General features: G+C 38.6%; 18 protein-coding genes. 1 reads left to right on the top strand and 17 read right to left on the bottom strand.

From position 1 onward, the window contains the following. Positions 1-322 precede the first annotated feature (322 nt). The 13 genes from NST12_RS07555 to NST12_RS07495 form a co-directional block, all read right to left on the bottom strand. Positions 323-1,528, bottom strand: coding sequence for a phenylacetate--CoA ligase family protein (locus tag NST12_RS07555; protein ID WP_341100786.1), 1,206 nt, complete (start codon positions 1,526-1,528; stop codon positions 323-325). After that, positions 1,506-2,150, bottom strand: a complete 645-nt coding sequence (locus NST12_RS07550; protein WP_371836629.1) for a methyl-accepting chemotaxis protein — start codon at positions 2,148-2,150, stop codon at positions 1,506-1,508. Before NST12_RS07550 ends, NST12_RS07555 begins: the two co-directional genes overlap by 23 nt. A 1,008-nt stretch (positions 2,151-3,158) precedes the next feature. Further along, positions 3,159-3,536: an ArsR/SmtB family transcription factor gene (locus NST12_RS07545; protein WP_048623276.1), complete on the bottom strand. Its 378-nt coding sequence runs from the start codon at positions 3,534-3,536 to the stop codon at positions 3,159-3,161. 1 nt (position 3,537) lies between these two features. After that, complete coding sequence (locus tag NST12_RS07540; protein WP_327805551.1) at positions 3,538-3,957, bottom strand: SRPBCC family protein; 420 nt, start codon at positions 3,955-3,957, stop codon at positions 3,538-3,540. Between the two features lie 579 nt (positions 3,958-4,536). Beyond that, positions 4,537-5,355, bottom strand: coding sequence for an alpha/beta fold hydrolase (locus tag NST12_RS07535; protein WP_341100784.1), 819 nt, complete (start codon positions 5,353-5,355; stop codon positions 4,537-4,539). 53 nt (positions 5,356-5,408) lie between these two features. Next, positions 5,409-6,098 carry an alpha/beta hydrolase gene (locus tag NST12_RS07530; RefSeq protein WP_341029316.1) on the bottom strand — a complete coding sequence of 230 codons (690 nt, stop codon included), beginning with the start codon at positions 6,096-6,098 and terminating at the stop codon, positions 5,409-5,411. Between the two features lie 263 nt (positions 6,099-6,361). Next, complete coding sequence (locus NST12_RS07525; protein ID WP_048623273.1) at positions 6,362-8,182, bottom strand: XylR N-terminal domain-containing protein; 1,821 nt, start codon at positions 8,180-8,182, stop codon at positions 6,362-6,364. Positions 8,183-8,337: 155 nt separating this feature from the next. Continuing rightward, on the bottom strand, positions 8,338-8,481 hold the full coding sequence (locus tag NST12_RS07520; protein ID WP_156179229.1) for a hypothetical protein: 144 nt from the start codon (positions 8,479-8,481) through the stop codon (positions 8,338-8,340). Positions 8,482-8,679: 198 nt separating this feature from the next. Beyond that, on the bottom strand, positions 8,680-9,882 hold the full coding sequence (locus tag NST12_RS07515) for a flavin-dependent monooxygenase (protein ID WP_341100779.1): 1,203 nt from the start codon (positions 9,880-9,882) through the stop codon (positions 8,680-8,682). A gap of 255 nt (positions 9,883-10,137) precedes the next feature. Beyond that, complete coding sequence (locus NST12_RS07510) at positions 10,138-11,052, bottom strand: catechol 2,3-dioxygenase (protein ID WP_327797696.1); 915 nt, start codon at positions 11,050-11,052, stop codon at positions 10,138-10,140. Positions 11,053-11,604: 552 nt separating this feature from the next. Continuing rightward, positions 11,605-12,246 carry an SDR family oxidoreductase gene (locus NST12_RS07505; protein ID WP_048623271.1) on the bottom strand — a complete coding sequence of 214 codons (642 nt, stop codon included), beginning with the start codon at positions 12,244-12,246 and terminating at the stop codon, positions 11,605-11,607. A 172-nt stretch (positions 12,247-12,418) separates the two neighbouring features. After that, complete coding sequence (locus NST12_RS07500) at positions 12,419-13,027, bottom strand: NAD(P)H oxidoreductase (RefSeq protein WP_341100777.1); 609 nt, start codon at positions 13,025-13,027, stop codon at positions 12,419-12,421. Positions 13,028-13,298: 271 nt separating this feature from the next. Beyond that, positions 13,299-14,255, bottom strand: a complete 957-nt coding sequence (locus NST12_RS07495; RefSeq protein ID WP_341100775.1) for an LLM class oxidoreductase — start codon at positions 14,253-14,255, stop codon at positions 13,299-13,301. Positions 14,256-14,537: 282 nt separating this feature from the next. On the opposite strand from NST12_RS07495, the gene NST12_RS07490 reads away from it, so the two are divergent. Then, a complete protein-coding gene (locus NST12_RS07490; RefSeq protein WP_341100773.1) occupies positions 14,538-14,768 on the top strand; it encodes a hypothetical protein in 231 nt (76 codons plus the stop codon). A gap of 332 nt (positions 14,769-15,100) precedes the next feature. Here the strand turns inward: NST12_RS07490 and NST12_RS07485 are convergent, their stop codons facing one another. The 4 genes from NST12_RS07485 to NST12_RS07470 all read right to left on the bottom strand — a co-directional run bounded on the left by NST12_RS07485 (position 15,101) and on the right by NST12_RS07470 (position 17,912). Next, positions 15,101-15,493: a hypothetical protein gene (locus tag NST12_RS07485; protein WP_341100772.1), complete on the bottom strand. Its 393-nt coding sequence runs from the start codon at positions 15,491-15,493 to the stop codon at positions 15,101-15,103. 91 nt (positions 15,494-15,584) lie between these two features. Continuing rightward, on the bottom strand, positions 15,585-15,866 hold the full coding sequence (locus NST12_RS07480) for a permease prefix domain 1-containing protein (RefSeq protein ID WP_327805559.1): 282 nt from the start codon (positions 15,864-15,866) through the stop codon (positions 15,585-15,587). 416 nt (positions 15,867-16,282) lie between these two features. Continuing rightward, entirely contained in the window at positions 16,283-17,566 is a 1,284-nt protein-coding gene (locus NST12_RS07475; RefSeq protein ID WP_270584767.1) for an IS110 family transposase, read from the bottom strand. 79 nt (positions 17,567-17,645) lie between these two features. Next, positions 17,646-17,912, bottom strand: coding sequence for a PadR family transcriptional regulator (locus NST12_RS07470; protein WP_341100769.1), 267 nt, complete (start codon positions 17,910-17,912; stop codon positions 17,646-17,648). Positions 17,913-17,930: the final 18 nt, after the last annotated feature.

Raw genomic sequence — 17,930 nt, 5'->3', positions numbered from 1 at the left:
CTTCAAATCGCAATGAATACATATTGGTTTATTTTCTTCCAATATTAGACTCATACAGGATTTCGTATTGTTTTATAAATATGCTGAAAGAAAGGATTTGCGATTACCGATTTAAACTCCTTTTTTAATCAATAATGGGATGGTTAAAATTTGTTTACATAATATTATTATAGAAATCCAATAAAGTTTTCCCCACCGAAATTTCTAGACAAAAAAGAAAGCGCAACACCTCAAATGAAGTATTGCGTTCGAATAAAAAAACTGATTTAAAAAAGTGAATACTCAAATAAATCTATTTGCTTATCCCCCTGTAACCTTTCTTCTATTTTATAAGTAATTCATGTTCATCGGCATATTCACGTTCTATGTAGGCATATTTCCCATAAGCAGGTTTATCCGTCAATTTTTTAAGGGGAATGATCTCTGTTGGTTGAATATCCACTTCAAATCCCAATTTTTCACATAATTCATGTTGAATAGCCGATAAGATAGCTTCTCCAATTGGTTCAATGAACTGACATAAAAATTGTACTCGATTCCTTGAAGTTTTCATTTTCCACATAAATGGGACCCTACTAAGTGTATAAACAGCCTCTTGCAGTTCATAAAAGTTGACAGACTTGTTTTGATATTCGATAACATCTTCTTTTCGACCATAGTGGATCATGATCGGTTCCGTTTTTTTACAATCGCAATGTGCTCCATCCATTAATTGGATGATATCTTGATTAAAATATCTAAGCAGCGGCATCCCTTCTCTTGATGAAGAAATCACACAATTACCCGTCTTCCCAATTTCAACAGGGATTCCTGAATCATCTACTACTTCAATTAATACATTCGTATTGTCAAGATGATAATGTCCATTTTCACATGTCATAAACAGTCCGCCTGTCTCCGTACTACCAAACAACATGTGAACCGGAACACCCCACATGTTTTCAATGTATTTTTTTCTTGCCGGAGAAACAAGTTCACCTGCTAAAAGTAATGCCCTTAAACCTTGAGTCGGAAAATGAACCCCCATTTGCATACCGACATGGTACAATTTTTCAGCTTCGGATGGAAGCATGGTTAAAACAGTAGGATGAGTTCGTTGTATAATTTCGATCACACGCCGATCAGGAGTAACCATGCTTGCTTTATCGACGCCAATATGAACGGCCCCGGCATTTTGACACGCATCATATACAATAAATGAAGGGATGGCCAACGCAAAAGGAAACCGATTTAAAACGATATCCTGATCATTTAATTTTAGAGCAGATCGAAGAACGACTTGGGCTCCATGTTCGTGATCTTTATGGCTGTACCAACTTGGAGTAGGAGTACCTGTTGTTCCGCTCGTCTCATGATAAGTAGCCACTTGATGTAGTGGAACACCTAGTACATCATATGTATCCGCCTTTCTAAGATCCTCTTTCGTTGTAAAAGGAATGCTATTCCAATCTTCAAGATTGATATTTTTTAACTTGTTTTGATAAAGCTTGGATCGCATGGCCGCCTCAATGAATAGTTGATGTTTCATCGTCTATATCCCCCTTTTCATTTGAATGATTTATTTTTTGATACAAGCGTTGAGCGGTTGAAAGGCTCATTTTGGCTGATGTTATAAACTCTTCCAAAAGTTCTTTCATATTATTGATTTTTTTGACACCACCATTTTGAACTTTTCTGGTGAAATCAGTAATTTTTCTTATTTCTTCAGAGCCAGCTGAAAGTTCTTGAACAGCGGCCGATACTTCTGTAATTTGTTGTGAAACATCGTTTATATCTGATTGAATCACTTCAAAAGCGTGTTTGGCGTCATTAACGATACGCATCCCATTTGTCACTTCTTCTTTTCCTTCGTTCATATATTCCACAGATTTTGAAATATTTTCTTGGATTGTTGAAACAATTTCACTAATTTGACTCGTTGAAGAAGCCGCCTGTTCAGATAATTTTCTTACTTCATCTGCCACTACAGCAAATCCTTTTCCATGCTCTCCAGCACGTGCTGCTTCAATTGCCGCGTTTAACGCTAATAAGTTCGTTTGACTTGAAATATCCGTAATCGTTTTGACGATATTTCCGATCTCCCTAGAAAACTTAGACAAATCGGTAATAACATTTGAAAGATTTTCTACTTTTTGATGAATCGATCTCATTTGACCAATGACCGTATCAATAGCCCTAGATCCCTCTGCAACAGTTTGCAAGGTTGCCGTTGATGTATTGGATACGTTCTCCGCATTGGAAGCAATTTGTTGAATTCCGGATGAAATATCCATCATAGCTTCGGTACTTTTTTCTACATTTTTAGACTGAATCATAGCGCCTTCCAAAATATCCGAAGACATTTTGGAAAAATGATCAAATTCACTACTGATTGTCTGCAAAGAATCCATTAATTCTTTCACATCTTGCTCAATGCTTTTGATGAAAACGATCTGTTCATTATTTTCGGCGGGTGTATCTCGATTTTCATCATGAATTGAATGAGATTCAATCGGAATATTTCGATTCACGAAAACAATTGAAATCAGAATAAAAATAAAAGAAATTAAAATTGCGAATCCGATTAGCCAATCGAAAGAATGATCGGCGAAATAAAGCAATAAAAAAATTGTAGGCAAGAAAAAGGATGCACATAATAGCCCAATCACCTTAACCTTTATATTCATTTAATAGCTACTTCCTTTCTGTTTTGATGTGACGCATTATTTTACGTCTGATCACTTTAGCATTCATCTACCCAATTTTTGATTCATACTAGTTGTAAAAAACAGGGATGAAAGTACCCCAAAACTATTAAGTCCTTTATCCCATCCTCTATGATTATCAATCTATTCTCATTATTAATTTACAATTATATTATCGTACAAAGGTATGTTATTTTTATAGGTAAAATATCTTTTTTACAAAATTTCTGCTTTTATGGAAATTCAATGATATATTCTATGAGGCTCACCAAAATAAAAGTGAAAGGAGTCCTCTAAGCAACAAAAAATGATTGAATAAGGAATTTCGCGCTATCAAATGAAATTAAAAAACCTCATAAATGTACAGTCCCATCCACTAAATGCAAAGAAGGCTGACTTAAACATCGCTAAAGCAATGTTTAAGTCAGCCTTCCATTTTTTGATCAAACGTTCATTTCATGATTTCTATTTTTTCTACTCTTTAAATTCTTCTCCATCATGTTTGGATTCAACAAGTTTCAAATCACTTGCCTCGCCGTTTTCAACGTAATGTTGAAGCATTGCCATTTTATTTTCCCAAAATCGTTCATAAAAGGTCAGCCACTGTTTCAATTCAAGTAGTGGTGCAGGTTCCAGTCGATAGCGCGTCTCTCGCCCAACTTTTCTCTCTTTGACAAGACCTGCATCTGCCAAAATGCGCAAATGTTTAGAAACAGCTGTCCGACTTATTGGAAAATGTCCACTTATTACGGTAACAGGCATCTCCTTTTCAGCCAGCAATTTTAACAACTTGCGACGAGTAGGATCAGCGATGGCTTGAAAGACGTCATGTTTCGATGATAAAGCGGCCATTTCAAGCTTCGACATACGCTCCAAGAGATTTTCCAAGTCGAGACCATCCCTGATCCATCCGATCCCGTACGACCGTATGAGATTCTCCGAATTCCGTCACTTTGTTTGCGTCCCAACCAGAATGGATGAGCGTAAACTCCGTCTTGCCGTCAAGCTCTTTTAATTCGAATGTAAGGGTCCAATCTTTCCCCCAACGGAAGGACAGACGATGAGGCGGATCTATTTCCACCACTTTACAAGGAGACATGCCATAAGGGCCTGCATTTAAGTGAAATTCATGGCCTACTATAGGCTGAAAATCATTTGGCATAAACCATGCAGCAAGACCTTCCGAAGTCGAGACAGCCTCCCAAACTTTTTGAATCGGTGCGTTAAATACATAAGTATGACGAATGTCAGAAATATTTTTTTCCGTTGTCAATGCTATACCCTCCCAAAAAATTTTCTGTATGTAGTAGCATTATCTTTGCAGACTACATCTCTTTATTGACTACTTTGCGGCCAACCATCTCAGCACAATACTCAGTTACTATTCTTTTTCAATAAAAGAATCCTTATCCTTATTTCAGTTGCCCTCGTTTCAATATTCTTTCATCCTTTTTTTGAGCTGAACTTATCAATAGAGAAACGAAGACTTGTCCTTCTTATAAACGTTGCTTTCTAAATGACTATTCTTTTATTCAATCACTCCTTTTTATTATGAAACCAAATGGTTTCGTTTTATATTATATGAAACCATTTGGTTTCATGTCAATATTCAAAATAAACTGTTTGCCAGCCTTTCCATGATAATTTCATTCACTTTGGATGTCTGTTTCTTTGTCAAAAATTGCATACAAAATCGTTTCATCCGTAAAAACCCCCTGTTCATCAGGGGATGAAAAATCCATTTCTTATATTTGTATTTTTGTTTATTATTGTAAAGGTTTTCATCTTATCCTGTTCCTTCACTGATAATAGGCTCATTGATTCTCCTATGGCAAATCAAATTGAAATCCGCTTATTTTTTTAAAAATTCTATCACCTGACCTATAAAAGGTTCGGTTTTCTCGATTTGCACCCAATGTCCGCAATTGGGAAAAACATGGAGTTCCGCATTCGGAATAATTTGGGATAATTTCCAGTTTGTCTTTTCTAATGGGATGACCCGATCTTCTCTTCCGTGAATCAGTAAAATCGGAATTTCTATTTTACTTAATTGGTTTTCCGTAAGGGCTAAAGCATTCACATGTCTTTGCCGAGGTGCCGGAAACATAGCAGAGAACGCTTCTTGGAACCCAGGTTCTATACTGGATTCATAGCGCATTTTTACTAAATTATCATTTTCTGCCATGCTTTGATCATTGGAAAAGATCGAAATGAGCTTTTTCATGTTTTCTATGCTTGGCGTATAACCCCACACGGCATCCAATTCTGCCGTGATCGGAAATTCAATGCCGGCGCTCCCCATCAAAATGATTTTTTTGACAAGATCGGGACGTCGATTGGCAACATGCAGCGCTAAAGCACCGCCCATGGAATTACCGATAATCGACACGTTGCGAAGATTCATCGTTTCGATAAAAGCAATCATGTGTTCGACCCACAAATCCACAGAATATTGAATATTTTCCGGCCTTTCTGTGTATCCGAATCCCACGACATCAGGAGCGTATAAATGATAATGCCGGGACAGAATAGGAAATACTAACCGCCAATTCGCCCAAGCAGAGACCCCGGGGCCAGAGCCATGTATAAGAAGAAGCGGTTCTCCCTTTCCTTCTTCGTGATAATGAGTTTGAATTCCTTGAACGTCCACATATTTTCCCTTATCCATCATAATAGAATTTCCTCCATTTCGTTAGTCGATGAAATCTTCAAATAGATAAAAATTCAACGATCATTTGAGGCAATGCTGCTGGATTTGTGATTTCGACGGGCATTGAAACAATCGTAACGCAGCCATGCCACTGCATCTCGCTGGATGTCTTGTGTAATTTCGTGTCCAGACGGATAAATTGTATATTTTACAGATCCTGCATGTTTACGCAAATAATCATAGTTTTCTTGCCCCACTTGTAATGGAAAGATAGAATCCGATTCTCCTTGGGTTAGAAACACGGATAAATGAGAGATAGATTTTATTGGATATTCTTCCTTTACAAAGGATGGTATATATCCGTTCATGGCGACCATTCCTTTCACAGTATCCCCCAGTGCCAACGCAAGAGTCATGCTTAGAATAGCTCCTTGACTGAAACCGATAAAATAGACTCTGTCAGAATCTATTGGATACTGTTGGAACGTATATTCAATAAACTCTTTAAGTTTGTCTATACTATCATCGAATAACTTACGTTCTGGATTTCCGTATTCTTTTAAATAATAGTAAGCATATCCTTCTTCATAAGGGAGATCGCCCCGAATGCCTATCAAAATAAATTCTTCTTTTAGTTCTTCCACTACTGCGAGCATGTGCTGTTCGTTATATCCTATACCGTGCAGTGCAAAAACAACTGGATATTTCTTTCCATCCTCTATGACAGAAGGGAGAAGCGTTTTATAGACATAGGTGCTGCTCATTCAAATTTACCTCCTACAATGGAATAGATTAAAAGAATAATCGCATATGGATGTCAGTCGTGGAAACAGAAACAAAAGTGTTGTCGACGGAATTCTTTGCGTTTTTTCAAGGGAATCGCAATCATCAGGAAACAAGAATGATATTCTTGAAGATATTGAGAGTCACGGAAATCATCTAGTTGACAGCTCTTTTAACGGTATTAATGTTTACTGTTCCTTCAGAGTTCTCATTCAATGATTGTCGCATCTTTTTATCATCCGTTTCAATCGCCGATCGTTTTCTCTTCCTCCGATTGAGCATTTAAATCGATGTCAAGTTCTCCCCAATAAATTAAAAACTGAAGAGATACATACAATTGATAACCGACGCTTGGGACGTTGATATCGGTTTGTAAAATATCGGTGATTTTTTGCAGTCGATAACGTAAACCACTAATGGAAAAATTCATCGCCCGGGCGGTTTTGTGCACACTACAGCCGTTGCTTAAGTAATAGTAAAGCGTTTTCGTTAATTCCATATTCCTGCTTTTATCTTGTTCCAATAACTTTCCCAGCATTTTATGAATGAATTTTTGAATAGGGTTCATATTTTTCATTTGAAACATGACTCCTTCAATTCCCAAGGAGTCAAAGAAAATGATTTTTTGATGAAGGTTCGCAGCCCTCAGCGCCGAGAGACATTCTTCATATAATTGTGGGGCCTCTTCAATTGACAGGGAAGTCGAACTGATGCCTAATTTAAATAAACGGGAAGGAAATTTTTTCAGGCAATGGTCCATTAATGTTTGACAAAATATTTCCTTTTTCATTTTGTTTTTTAATAATAGACATTCCGATAATAGAATAATGACTTTACCCGATTTTTGGCCAAACAAGGCATTGATTCTTTGATCTTTCATAAATGCCGAAAGCTCATTAATCAATTCATCGTTAAATTCCAGTTCTTCTTTAACGGATGGCTTTTGAAGCAAACTGTGAACGGCAATCATAAAGTATGGATCTTTTAATTGAAATCCTAAATAATAAGCCCGTTCGGTCAATTCTTCCAATGTCATCCGATTGGATAAAATATCTTCTAAAAAATGACCTTTAATTCGTTGTTCGGTATTAAAACGAGTGCGTTCATTCAATAAATAAAGCGAACAAGCCAGTGCTCCATGTTCTAAAATTAACTTATCGACCTCCTGCGGCACCGTTTCGCGGTAAAGAAAAGAACAATAGCCGACAATTTTTCGATGCAGGTAAATCGGTGTAATCATCCTTTTATGCTCCGGAGAACAATTTAAAAACAAAGTTTGTTTTGAGTATTTTAAATTATCTGAATATTTTTGTCTATTCTTATGAAAGCACTTCTTTAGTTTTTCAGAAAAGAGAGAAGCTTCTTGCTCCGGAATACCTGATGCAGCAATCAGTTGTACATTCACGTCTTCAATGAAAACCGGCAATTTGGAAATTTGATGAAGAACTTTGGCTATTGAAGACAAATCATGTTCCTTCAATACTTCTTCCATCAGTTTTTGATGGACCACATAAGCTCTGCTGAAATTATCTCTTTCTATTTTTAGTTTTTCAAATGTTTGATCCAGCTCACCAATAATATTATCAGCCTCATAAAATTTCAATTCGTTATCTATTTCGCCATTCCATTCTTCCACAGTCCGGCATACTGCATGACAATGTTTGTGTCCCATCGCTTTACACTCAATCTCTTTGGCGATGACTTTTTTCCCGAGAATTGTAGACAGATACCCGCTTGCATAGCCGACTAACGTGTGACAAACAGGATCGTTGCTTGGACCAAACTTTTTCAAATGTTCTTCAGCCTCATAAGAATTTTTCCAGATCGCTTCATGGTGCATCCATCCATTCGAAAAATCTGCTTCGGCAACGAGCAGCTCTGCTTCTTCCAAATAACCGTGCAGCGTATGCATTTTTGGACCGACATATAAAAGTTCCTTTTTATTATCCCAATCCATTTCCAATGCTTTCTGTGCATCCTTCACCCCGCAATGCCAGCCATGACGCAGCAAGAATCCCTTCGTCCGTTCGAGCCCTAATGTCTTTATAAGCTCATGGCGCAGCATCCCTATGGCGGCTGTTGGTCACCATTCGTTCTTGTGGATCGTCTTGATTGTGAAGCGTAGAAATTTTATAGATTTGTGTTAAGTCCAATTCGTCCGCTTTCATGTTTTCACCACCTAAGAAGAATGAGTGAGTTTTGATAAATCGATGAGGATCTTCATATCAGAAATCGGATAAGTCTTGCACGCCAACGTATAATTTTCTTTTCCCGCTTATTGACAGCATCCAAAAGACTTTCATTCTCTTGGCATGGCAAACCAATGTGTTCTTCAATGCCATCCAAGACTTTTATAGTAAACATGGTTCATCCCCCTGTTTCAAAATCTCACGTGCTACCAACTCGCTTCATTCTACTAATTATTCCACATATGATGAATGATCTTTTAAATATGCCGTAGAATTTGCGATGAAAAGGAAAACGTTTTTTCTTTATTTGCAAATACACTTAGAACGGATGCTTCCAAAAGGAATAACAACTTCTCCCGCTTCCGCCCCTCTCTTACCATACAGGATCGCCCGGAAGACCAAATAATGTCCTTCCATACGCAGCCATAGCATCTTCCCACAAAGAATTTGGATGCGCCGCCACCGCCATTAAATCCCTTGTGAACAACTCTACCGGATCTCCTTTAAAGATGGCATTTCCTCCAAGAGTCAACAGCGTTCTAACGGCGATATCCACCGACGTTCTCGAGACATAACCACGCCATGCGTATAACTGTTCGCGCTCCTCATCGCATATCACAGCCTTTCCTTCTTTAATACAAGCATCTAGCTTGCGAATATAATGTTCCACAGTGCCTTCGATCGTATTTAACTCTGTTTTCAACTCTGCCAATAACCGTTGGCTTCCGGCGGATTCCTTTTCCTTCGCACCCGCTTTATAAACCCGAATACGTTTTTCGGTACGCTCTTGGAAGAGAGAAATCATTCGTTCAGCACCACCCCAGGAAACTAAAGGAAAGCCTAGTAAAAAAAGAGGCATAAACGGCATGCGATACACCGGATCATCCGCGTCATAATCCCCTCCCGCCAGTTTCCCCGTCGCCATCACTCGACCGGCTGGCATGATGTGATGCAATGGCACATAAGCTCCTTCAACCAATACACCATTGCTTCCTGAGCCGCGCAGACCAATAGTATCCCAATTTTCCACTATTTTTACATCAGACTTAGGAACAACCAACAAGCAGTACTCAGGGCTTTCACTGTCAGGAAGCTCCATCATGGCTCCAAGCCCAATCCAATCGCTATGCAAAACACCACTGCAAAAGTTCCACTGACCGTAAAGCCTATAACCGTCACCATCCTTCTTTACACGTCCCACAGGTGCAACGACGTCCGCTAACAACCCGCCTTGTTCAAATATTTCATTCCTGCCTTCAGGAGGAAGATAAGCAACCCATACCTCATGCATGGAGTAAAAATATGTCAACCAACCGGCAGCAACACTGTACCGAGATACCGTTCGGACAATCTCTGCGTAAGTCCGCAAGTCTACTTGTAGCCCTCCATACCGCTTTGGACGCAAAAGTTTGTGGAAATCAGCATCTTTAATCGCTTTTGGCACCCGATCTGAAAACCGGGCATTTTGCTCCGCTTCTTTTGCTTCTTGCTCTGCAAGACGCCCAATCTCCTCCGCTCTTGCAAGCAATTCGGCAGTATTCGGCTTCTCTTTTATGAATATTTTCTTTTCAACCATTTCTTTTCCTCCTCTCATTTTGGCAAAGGTCCGTTTTCTTTCCCCGGAATCGTCATGGAAGGAAGGGACCCCTTCGGAGCCTGCCTTCCCTCTATTAGAAAAATAGAAAAAAGAGTATCGTATTCTACCTAAAAAGACAGCGCTTTCAAAATAATTCATTATGATGCTTTTAAACATTTTGGCACCGGATTTAGAATTTTCACGTCTCAGCGACTACATTAGACCCACCGATCCATCCGCCAATTTCCCGCTTCATCAGGTAAGTGCTTTGGCAAACGACTCCGTCAGTTCTCTCCTATGATAAAAAATGCCTTGACCAATTTTATCTTCCGTCCATGTAATCGTAGGAAAATCAGGATACGTAATGTAACCGCTCGCAAATGCTTCATTGCGATTTCCTGAAGGATCAAAGAAATAAGTAGTCTGTCCGCGAGTAATACCGTGACGAGTCGGCGTAACATCAAATGAGACATTATTTTTCGACAAAATGTCTGCCGCTTTTAACACATCATACCAATTGTCAACATAGAACGCGGCATGATGCAGTTTCTTATCAGGCCCCTTAATAAAAGCAACGTCATGAGGCTTTCCATTGCTGGCGAATATAAAGCTTCCTACCATCTCTTCTCCATCAACTGTTGTGATTTGTTCACTGACAAACATACCTAAGACTTCTGTGAAAAATCTTGTTACCGTGTTAATGTCCTCACCGGTCAGGGCCAGGTGATCCAGCCGATGCGGCGCTATTCCTCTTAGTCCATCCGGCCAAGGAGGAGGATTCAAAGACCCGGTTTTCGATCCAACACGCAATATGTCATAGTACAATTCCACATGATGTCCTGTTGGAAGTTCAAAACGTATCGCTTCCCCTTCTGCAAGTCTTGTTCTTTTGGAAATCCTTTTCAACGTACATCCGAATTGCTCGATCTTTTTTTCAAACTTGGATAAATCCTCTTCATTTTCCACTTTAAAAGCCAAGTGATCAAGTCCCGGGGAATCGGCCTCTTGAAGAATGAGACTGTGGTGATCGAATTCATCCCACGCTTTAAAGTACACTTTTCCGTCACTTCTTCCCACTTCATCCAGTCCAATCACTTCCGTATAATACTTGACGGATTCTTCAAGATCCAAGACCCTTAATTCAGCACGACCTATCCGCATAACAGCCATTTTAAGCACCCCTTTTCTAAAATAAGTGTAGGTTCATGTATTTATTTTAAAATTTTTTATTTTCTGAACATACAGTTAATTATGCGGTTTTGATGGCTATTTTTGGATTCATTTCGTAGGATTCGTACGAAACGCATTATTGCGCACCGGAACTATCACGAAGATTAAATCAATTCTTACACTATCTATCCTTTTGTTTGCCATTTGGACAACAAAGCAAGGGTTTTTGACCTTCAATCGGAAGAATGGAAGCGGAATTCAAATGGGTGGTATGAGTATAAGATGAAGGATTAGATGGAAGATGTCAACTATTCTGAATGTAAATCGGGGATTGAATATGGATGATCATTCATTGAATTGCAAACGTATCGGATCATGTCAAGGAGTTCGTAGTATTATGCAACAACAGCATGCTACGAAAGCTCCTTGACACTTCCGATCTTTTACAATAGAGCAATCATTCACGGATTTATCCCGTTGAGTCAGCCTTTAAAGAACCGCGCTTAAATATCTTTACAACTGTTCAATCATGTTCCGTGTTTTCCAAATCCCTTATAACGTACGGAGTGCATCCTCTATGGATTGATCACCTGCTAGAAGCTCGAACGTTTTATTTTTGGCATTTTCCAAATCAAGACAAGAGACAATCACTTTAGCTACGTCACCTCGCGGAATATTCCGTCCTTCCACACTTTCAAAATGATCAGCTATTTCGACTTTTCCTGTAGGTGGATCAAAACTTAGCCAACCTGGTCGGACAATCGTATATGTTAATCCACTCTCTTGTAAGTATCGATCAGCTTCCCCTTTTGCTTTCAAATAAAGTTCCAAATTCGGCAAAGCATCCGGAACACCGGCTCCATAAGAACTGAGCATGATAAAATGGGAAATACCTTCTTTTTTCGCAGCGTCAACCAGGCGTTTTGCTCCTTCTTGGTCGACTGAAATGGTTTTATCCGGACCTGTTTTGGAACCGGAACCAGCCGCGAATATTACAGCATCCATCCCTTTTACAGCATGAGTCAAATCTTTTTCCAAATCAGCTACGATTGCTTCCTTTGCACCAAGTTGTTTCAAATTTTCTGCTTGAGATTCATCTCGAATCATCGCATACGCTTCATGTTTGCTTTTTCCAAGCAGCTCCACGATCAATCGACCTGTATGACCATTTGCACCTGCAATAAGGACTTTCATTTTATTCCACTCCTTTTTATTTAATTTTATTTAATGAATCACCAATTCATCATTCCGTCAAACAGTAAGAGTGATCACTATGCCATTTAACGGAACACCTCCCTGTACAATGGACTTGTATGATGTCTTGGAACTTATATCATCATTTAAATGAATGGATCTTTTAATTCTATTAAGATTCCGTTAATGAATGGCTGTACGTATTCCCAAGCTCATATGCTCTTTGAAACAATTGGTCATAATGTTGTTTGATTTCGTTTTCGTTTTCGAAGTCCTCAGCCAATGTGTTGTATAGAAAAGCCACTTCCGACTGGCCGATACCGGTATAGCCTGCTAAACCAACATTCAAATAATGAGTAATCATCGTATCAAAATTTCTTTTTTTAATGCTCTCTTCCGTCTCCCCCACAAGCGGAATCCACAGCACCTTTTTATGCGGAAGACGAGATCCGCCATAAGCAAATCCGTAGTTCCACGTGCGGTCAATATACCCCTTTACCATTGCCGGCAGTGAATACCACCAGATCGGAAAGATGAAAGCTAGTCCATCATTCCTTTTTAACCTTTCCATTTCTGCATGAACCCTTGGGGAATATTTTTTCATAGGGTTCTCCCAATCCGGTTCATCTTTCTCATGTACCAGAGGATCAAATTCTTCGCTGTATAGATCCGCCATTTCTACTTCATGTCCAGCATCTTTCAGCCCTTCAACAAATCGCTCTGCAATCGCAAAAGTAAGAGATTCTTTTCTAGGATGCGAAACAATGGTTAACACTTTCATATTATGAACTCCTTTATAGGTTTTTTATATCGTTAATAAAGTTTTGTGAATTTTGCCATTCTTGTTCCTAGTGAACAAACCGGTTTGCTGGAAAAAATCTAATTGGATGTACAAGGAATTTTCTTATCATCGAAAGTTAGGATATTCACGTTTCTTCAATTTGTATTGATTTTTCATATTTATTTCGTTGCTTCTCTGACCCGTTTTCGGTACAGAAAGATCAAAATAACGCATATCCACATTACCAAAATAAGGGAATTTTTTATAATCTTTATTCATGCTTTTCCGTTAAAGCCGGAAAATGCGGAACCACTTCTTCCCCTAATTCTTCTATTACCTCTTCAACCGGACGCTGTCCATATTTTAAGTTGATGATGACATGATTGACCCCTTCCGTTTTCAGACGTTCCAAGTATTCGATAAGTCGGTTGCGTCCGATCCGGAATCCTAAATGAATAGGAACAGGCTCATGATTCGGGTCCTCTGTTAAATCTACATAGAGAGATTGTCCAAACGGTTTAAACTGGTCGGTATGAGAGCGCCAGTTTTTGATCAGCCCCGCTTGGATTTTCAAATTTCGTGGATAATAGAGCCAACCATTGCTGTTTTCCGCAATCCATTTTACGGATTGAGAACTATGTCCAGTGACCAGAACGGGAATGTCTGACAAACTCGGTTTAGGCAATAAATCCCCGTTTGTCATTTGCACACGTGGGGATTGGATCTTCGGAAAGTTCTCTGCCCACGATTTTTTCATGACGGATATGGCTTCTTGAAACAAAATCCTGCTCTGTTCAGGATCAACGGAAAAAGCAGGGAATTCTATCGGACGATCGCCGGTTGCCACTCCGAGAATCAGACGTTCACCGGATAATTTATCGACAGAAGCAGCAGCCTTTGCAACATGCAATGGGTGACGCAGTGTAAGGATAATACTGGCAGTACCTAAAGCAATGTTTTTCGTATGAGCGGCTATGTATCCTAGATATACCCACGGATCATAAATTTGTCCTACGTCTCCAAACGAAGGATCGAGTAACGGAACGTCTCTGACGAACAGCGCAGCAAACTGAAGCTCTTCCGCTCTTTTTGCAAATTTGATCTGCTTATCCATATTCATCTCAGGAATGCTGCCCTTATACGATTCCAAAGGAAAGAATAAACCAAGAGTCAGATGATTTTCTTTAAACACGCGTGAATATCCTTTATGTTGATCCAGTCTGTTCATCTTCGTTCCCCCATGCGTCTTTTTAGTATGTTTTCCATAAGGGTTCAACATCATTCTTCTATATCCTTATTTTCAAATATATAGAATTATAGATATAATAATACAAAAAGAAAAGACATTCAAGTACAAACACTTATGATCAAAATCGATAAGTCTCCCGAATAAAGATTCCATCAATTGATTAGTGCTATTCTTTGAAATTTTCAAATCCGGTTTTATTGGCAATATAGATAGAATGATCTATAATAATACTAAAATTATCCAGTTAGGAGGAAGAATAGATTGAAAATTAAAATAAGAAAGATGGAAGTTAAAATAGCAGTCATTGCGTTCATTCTCTCTTCTTTCGTTTATTGCTTGCTAGGATACGGATTAGGAATTGATTATTTTAAATTTTACAGTGTGCAAAAGATTGCAATAACAACAGCTCATTGGTTTAATTTGAGTCCTGTTGTCATTGCTTTGATAGCCTCTATGCTGTATCATTGGAAAAACAAAAAAGTAAGTGAGTAATTCACTAGTTTTTTATGGATTTAAACCCATTATGGATACATAAAAGGAAGGGGAAACCTTCCTTTTATGTACAGAGAGTTAGTTTCATATTTTCATAAGCTAAATTTATTCTAATGGTTATTGCTTACGTTTCAGAAGAAGGACTGATCAGATATTTTCTGATTAAATCATGATATTCTCAGTGTTTGAACTTGTTTTCTTCAACACACCAGCTTTTACTCAGAATCAAGATTTCTGTTTTATCATTTAACTTTGAATAATCAGAATAATACAGATGCAGACTAACTTGTAATAAATGGAATATCCGTGATCCATGCTTTCTCCCTTTTCCCCTAGCTATGTATCTTAACAAGATTATCCTTCTTTCTTATTAGCAAAAATAATCCATAACCAAAAACATTTAGCACTATTAAACTTAGTATCCAAGCTAATTTTAATTGTCCAGCATGGTACAATTGAATGAATCCCCATACGGTAAATAAAACATAGTAAACTGTAAAACCTATCGTAAATAAGAAAAATCCAATGGTACGAACATCCACTATTTCAATCGAGACAAAAGATTGATCTGTTCCGTAGTACAACTCCCTTTTGAATAGAGCAGGTATCCACCGCTTTTTGTCTTCAAAAGTAAAGTCTGATTCCCTCGAATCTGCGTTGTATAATGAAGCTTTAAGAACAAACGGTTCTGAAGCAAATAGAGAATGCATCGTCTTTGAGTTCATGAATGAAAATTTTTCTCCAACGTCATAGCCAATATCCGCAAAATGAGCGTCATGAACGTTCCCCAAGTATAGTAAAAACATGAACAGCAAACTAACAATGAATAAACTCGAAATTCAGATTTTCAGCAAGCAATTGGCGAACGATTTTCTGACGAATTTGCATCAATGAAATTAATTTTTCTGCTTGTTCCAAACCACCTAAACGTTCTACTGCCATTCTGAACGCATCAGACTCTGAATAGCCATCCATCATTAATTCTTTTACAGATTCATTGAGATGCATTCGGGTTTCTTCTTTCAATTCCCTTGTATCGGGGTGTTTTGGATTCGCCTGCTTGTATAATAGATCAACATATTCATCAACCATCCGCATTTTTTATCCTCCCTCAATAAAGTTTATTTTTCTCCCGAATACTCGCTTTTTCTCAAAATTTCATAGACACTTAATAGAATACACACCTCATTTAATGGATATATGTTGAATTTTTTTAAATAATTTACATGGTAGGGGGCATCCTATCAACCAAATTGTATTTATTTGGTAAAAATAAGGTATAACCGTGCTTCATCATCTCCACATCACTCACGGTCGCTAACCCTCCCACATCTCTCCGGATTGAATTCCATACATTCCTTCGTCCTGCGTATCCATGAGGTGGAGGTTGGATATGCTCCTTTGCTGGGTCACATGCCCGTATGGAATAAATAAGCTCCAACTCTGCACTATTGGTGTTTGTCATTTGAGATAATTACGGTATTCTGAAATGATTTCATGAACTTAATAAAGCCTTAAGCTGCCTGTAATGAATCGATTTGAGGCAAACCTCTCAATAACTTTGAACCATCAAATTCACACTGTTTTTGACCAATGACAAATAAGACACGTAGTAATTTACAACACAAGGCAATCAGTGACTGCTGTTTCTTCAAAGGTCGATCAGGACGCTTTGTGTAGTATTGATGCAGGGCTTTAAACGTTGGATTATGGGCAACGAGTGGACGAATGGCCAAGTATAAAGCTCTTCGCAATCGACTTCGTCCTCGTTTTGTGATCTTGGTTTGCCCCTTAAACTTCCCGGAACTATGTTCACGTAATGACAGCCCTGCCAGATTTACTAATTGCTGGGGATGACTATACTTTGTTATATCCCCGACCTCAGCGAAGAATAGCGCGACTGTTGTAGGACCTAAGCCTTGAATATTGATCATTTCCTTCGCTCCAGGTATCGTTACTACAAGTGCTTCCAGATCCTTATCTAACTGTCCTAATTGCTCTTTGTATAGCTCATATTGATCGAGTAAATAATCCAATTCACGTTTAGCAAACTTGATACCAATTTGGATACCAATGCTCTTTTTCGCTGCTTCTATTAACTTTGTAGCTCGTTTGATTCCTACACCACGGTTTACTTCTTGTTTCCATTTCGCAAGAACTTCTTCTGATGTCATTTCTTTAATCTGAGAGGGGAATGGAAAGTTTCTTAATGTACAAAGAGCTGCCTTTCCTTCCCAGTCTTTAAATACATCGAAAAACTCCGGAAAGTAACGCTGGATGTGATTTTGAATACGACCTTCTGTGATCATAAGCTGCTGGATGAGCTGATCTCTTAATTTGACGCCTTCTCTTAGCTCTGCATAGATGCCATCTAAGAGATTTGGTACGGAGTATCGCCCATCTTTAATCAGCTGTGCAATCACACGTGCATCTTTCGTATCGTTTTTAGTTGGAGAGTTATCATCCAGCTCTTTAGTTTTTTTGACATGCATAGGATTGACCAAGACAAAGTCATAACCTTTAGCAGTCAAGAAATAGGCCAGACTCAGCCAGAAATGACCGGTCGGCTCAACACCAAAAATGACATGTGTTTTTTGGTGTTCCTTTTGATGCCTCGAAACCCAATCAAGCAGTTTTTGATAGCCATGTATGCGATTTTCAAAGATCAGTCTTTTTCCAAATTCGATTCCTCGATCATCCTGAGCTCGAGCGACGTGTTTGTCTTTGGCGATATCAATGCCTACAATTAATGTTGATGGTGTAATTTGCGAGATTTTACGATTTTGCGTATAATTCATCTTGAGTCCTCCTTGGTAATTATTAATTCGGGGTCAATGCATTGACACCCTGTACTATACCAAGAGGGCTCTTTTTGTTTCAAACCTCAAATTTCTTCATTACAGGAATAGCTCCTTTCCTTTCTTCCAAAAAGGTATCGATCAATTTTTTTACAAAATTCCATTCTTCGATTTTCAGATTATAATGGTAACGTACCTCATCAGTCATTGGATAATATTTCCTACGGCCTCCCGATCCTTGCTCATCACTCCAATAAGTAGTAATCCATTTTCGCTTTTCCATTCTTTTTAAAGAAAGATGTAAAGTCCCCTCCTTCAATTCAAATCTTCCATTCGTTCTAACCATTCACTACCGATAACTAAT

This window comes from Bacillus sp. FSL W8-1127 (genome assembly GCF_038006725.1).
In the GTDB taxonomy this organism is placed as follows: domain Bacteria; phylum Bacillota; class Bacilli; order Bacillales; family DSM-4216; genus Bacillus_O; species Bacillus_O smithii.
The sequence above is the reverse complement of the archived record's forward strand: the minus strand, read 5'-3'. Positions and strand labels throughout refer to the sequence as shown.